Annotated in this window: 1 tRNA gene and 1 rRNA gene; both read left to right on the top strand. The window is 50.8% G+C overall.

Going from position 1 to position 3,341, the window contains the following annotated elements:
* Positions 1-84 precede the first annotated feature (84 nt).
* A tRNA-Ile gene (locus tag D1151_RS16055) sits at positions 85-161 on the top strand.
* A 311-nt stretch (positions 162-472) separates the two neighbouring features.
* Positions 473-3,341 (top strand): 23S ribosomal RNA (locus D1151_RS16050); the annotation flags it as partial.

Raw genomic sequence — 3,341 nt, 5'->3', positions numbered from 1 at the left:
GTCGTAACAAGGTAGCCGTATCGGAAGGTGCGGCTGGATCACCTCCTTTCTAAGGAGACGAGATTTTTACACTATGAACTGTATGGGCTTGTAGCTCAGGTGGTTAGAGCGCACGCCTGATAAGCGTGAGGTCGGAGGTTCGAGTCCTCCCAAGCCCACCAAGGTCGAAAGACCAAAGTACCTTGAAAACTGAATAACAAGAAACAAACACAGAAAAGAGAGAAATCGAGAAAATACACAAAGCATAGCGAAAGCAAGCGAAGGGTAAATTCTATGATTTCAACCGAGAAACCAGAAAAGATTCTTTAACAAAAATCCATGTGCAAGCGCTGTACATGGTACACAAAGAACCGCGAAGTTAGAATTCGGAGATGACGAGGCGCGCGAGTGAGCGAGGAAGGCGCATACATTGGTATGTAACTGAGGAGTGAGCGAGCAGCAACAAAGTCAGAACGGATTAAAACGAGCGAAAGGTCAAGTGAAGAAGAGCATAAGGCGGATGCCTTGGCACTGGGAGCCGACGAAGGACGTGACAAGCTGCGAAAAGCTGCGGGGAGGAGCAAATATCTGCTGATCCGCAGATATCCGAATGAGGGAACTCACCTGTGGTAATGCACAGGTATCCATAACTGAATCAATAGGTTATGAGAAGGAAACGCGGGGAACTGAAACATCTAAGTACCCGTAGGAAGAGAAAGAAACATCGATTTCCTAAGTAGCGGCGAGCGAAAGGGAAAGAGGCCAAACCGATAGCTTGCTATCGGGGTTGCGGACACTCAAGATGTATCCATTGTTGATAGTCGAATATGTTTGGAAAGGCAAACCGAAGAAGGTAAAAGTCCCGTAGACGAAATTGACAAGGAGCAGAGTGGATCCAGAGTAGGACCGGACACGTGAAACCCGGTCTGAAGCCGGGGGGCCCACCCCCCAAGCCTAAATACTACCCAGTGACCGATAGAGAATAGTACCGTGAGGGAAAGGTGAAAAGAACCCCGGGAGGGGAGTGAAAAAGAACCTGAAACCTTATGCTTACAAGCAGAGGGAGCGCAAGTGACCTCGTACTTTTTGTAGAACGGGCCAACGAGTTATGGTATGCAGCGAGGTTAAGGTGTAAAGCACTGGAGCCGAAGTGAAAGCGAGTCTTAATAGGGCGAGAAGTTGCATGCTGTAGACCCGAAACCGGGTGACCTATCCATGAGCAGGTTGAAGTAACTGTAAAAGGTTATGGAGGACCGAACCCATATCTGTTGAAAAAGGTTGGGATGACTTGTGGATAGCGGTGAAATTCCAATCGAACTCGGAGATAGCTGGTTCTCCTCGAAATAGCTTTAGGGCTAGCCTCACAGAAAGATACCCGGAGGTAGAGCACTGAATGTTCTAGGGGCCTTCACCGGTTACCGAAAACTATCAAACTCCGAATGCCGGAATATCATATGTGGGAGTCAGACTATGTGAGATAAGTTTCATAGTCGAAAGGGAAACAGCCCAGACCAACAGCTAAGGTCCCAAAATGTAAGTTAAGTGGAAAAGGATGTGGAGCTGCATAAACAGCTAGGATGTTGGCTTAGAAGCAGCCACTCATTTAAAGAGTGCGTAATAGCTCACTAGTCGAGTGGCTCTGCGCCGAAGATAAACGGGGCTAAAACTTACTACCGAAGCTTTGGATACAGAAATGTATGGTAGAGGAGCATCGTATACTGGGAAGAAGCAAATTCGTAAGGATTTGTGGACTGTATACGAGAGAGAATGTTGGCATGAGTAGCGCAAGGCAGGTGAGAATCCTGCCCGCCGAAAATCTAAGGATTCCTGAGGAAGGTTCGTCCGCTCAGGGTTAGTCGGGACCTAAGCCGAGGGCGAAAGCCGTAGGCGATGGATAACAGGTAGAGATTCCTGTACCACCGGAGGTCGTTTTAAGCGAAGTGGGGACACAGAAGGATAGACTGAGCACGCCGCTGGTAGAGCGTGTCCAAGCGTCGAGGTAGGCAATGTAGGCAAATCCGCATAGTCAATACTGAGGCGTTACGGGGTGGCAAGTAAGCCGGAAGCAGTCGATTTCACGCTGTCAAGAAAAGCCGCTAGCAAGACCCGAGGTGCCCGTACCGCAAACCGACACAGGTAGATGAGGAGAGAATCCTAAGGCGAGCGAGAGAACTATTGTTAAGGAACTCGGCAAAATGACCCCGTAACTTCGGGAGAAGGGGTGCCTGCTTCGGCAGGCCGCAGTGAAAAGGCCCAGGCAACTGTTTACCAAAAACACAGGTCTCTGCAAAAGCGAAAGCTGAAGTATAGGGGCTGACGCCTGCCCGGTGCTGGAAGGTTAAGGGGAAGTGTCATCCGTGAGGAGAAGCACAGAACTTAAGCCCCAGTAAACGGCGGCCGTAACTATAACGGTCCTAAGGTAGCGAAATTCCTTGTCGGGTAAGTTCCGACCCGCACGAAAGGCGTAATGATCTGGGCACTGTCTCAACAATAGACTCGGTGAAATTGTAGTACCGGTAAAGATGCCGGTTACCCGCAGCAGGACGGAAAGACCCCGTGGAGCTTTACTGTAGCTTGATATTGAGTTTCGGCGTTGCATGTACAGGATAGGTGGGAGACAAAGAGATCAGTACGCCAGTATTGGTGGAGTCACCGTTGGGATACCACCCTTGTAACGTTGGGATTCTAACCATGTATCGTAATCCGGTACTGGGACAGTGTCAGGTGGGCAGTTTGACTGGGGCGGTCGCCTCCTAAAGAGTAACGGAGGCGCCCAAAGGTTCCCTCAGCGCGGACGGAAATCGCGCGAAGAGTGCAAAGGCAGAAGGGAGCTTGACTGCAAGACAGACAAGTCGAGCAGGGACGAAAGTCGGGCTTAGTGATCCGGTGGTACCGAGTGGAAGGGCCATCGCTCAACGGATAAAAGCTACCCCGGGGATAACAGGCTGATACCCCCCAAGAGTTCACATCGACGGGGGTGTTTGGCACCTCGATGTCGGCTCGTCTCATCCTGGGGCTGAAGTAGGTCCCAAGGGTTGGGCTGTTCGCCCATTAAAGAGGTACGCGAGCTGGGTTCAGAACGTCGTGAGACAGTTCGGTCCCTATCCGCTGTGGGCGTTGGAGATTTGAGTGGAGCTGTCCTTAGTACGAGAGGACCGGGATGGACATACCTCTGGTGTACCAGTTGTTCTGCCAAGGGCATAGCTGGGTAGCTACGTATGGAAGGGATAAGCGCTGAAAGCATCTAAGTGCGAAGCCCCCCACAAGAAGAGATCTCCTCCGAAAGGTAAGACCCGTGGGAGACTACCACGTAGATAGGCCTCAGGTGGAAGTGCAGTAATGCATGTAGCTGAGAGGTACTA

The organism is Emergencia sp. 1XD21-10, from assembly GCF_009936045.1.
In the GTDB taxonomy this organism is placed as follows: Bacteria; Bacillota; Clostridia; order Peptostreptococcales; family Anaerovoracaceae; genus Senimuribacter; species Senimuribacter intestinalis.
This window is presented reverse-complemented; position numbering and strand designations above follow the sequence as displayed.